General features: G+C 62.1%; 1 protein-coding gene. It reads right to left on the bottom strand.

What is annotated here, in order from left to right; genetic code table 11:
- The coding region (locus tag ACF8O7_RS26860; RefSeq protein ID WP_392444820.1) for a phage late control D family protein at positions 1-747 on the bottom strand (747 nt) is incomplete at both ends.

The raw sequence follows: 747 nt of genomic DNA, 5'->3' as shown, positions 1-747 counted from the left end.
GGGCTGGGCCTGCAGTTCGTAGCGCTGGAAAGAGCCGTCTTCGGCGGCGCTGCCCTTGGCGCCCGGGGCCACGGCACTGACGCGGGGATTCTCCTTGAGGTGGTAGCTCAGGCCGGTGATCAGGTACTGCCGGTTCTGGTCCCCGCGCGGGTAGTTGTAGAGGCTGAAGGTGTAGCCCGTGGCCAGCGCCCGGTGGCAGGACTGGCCCCGCACCCGGCTGTGGCCCGTGAGGCCTTGCTTCAGTCGCACGCGGATGTAGGCATCTCCGTCGCCGTACTCCGTGTAGCCGCCCGGCCATTCGTAGGTTTCATGGCCGTCGTGCGCATGGCCCGGTGGATCGCGGCGCATGTGGGACAGTTCGGCCCGGGGCTTTTTGAAGTCGTAGTCGTCGATGTAATGGCGGCCCGGCTTGATTTCCTGCTCCAGCTGCCAGGCGTGGATGTTTTCCTGATCGCCTGCGGCGGCTTTTTCCGGGGGATAGAAGGGAATGGATTCACCACCGGGCAATGCGCCATGCGAGGCAATGATGTCGTCGCACAGCACCAGGGTGTGCTGGCCCGATGCGTGCTCGAAGAAATAGTAGATGCCTTCGTGTTCCATCAATCGCGAGACGAAGTCGCAATCGCTTTCGTTGTATTGCACGCAGTAATCCCAACTGCGATAGGCGCGCGTGAGTTTCCTTTGTATTGGATGGCCATAGACGCCCAATACCTGCTCGACGATGTCGGGCACGTTGAGGTTCTGGAA

It is taken from the genome of Delftia sp. WSY_16, assembly GCF_043104415.1.
Taxonomy (GTDB): domain Bacteria; phylum Pseudomonadota; class Gammaproteobacteria; order Burkholderiales; family Burkholderiaceae_C; genus Comamonas; species Comamonas tsuruhatensis.
The sequence above is the reverse complement of the archived record's forward strand: the minus strand, read 5'-3'. Positions and strand labels throughout refer to the sequence as shown.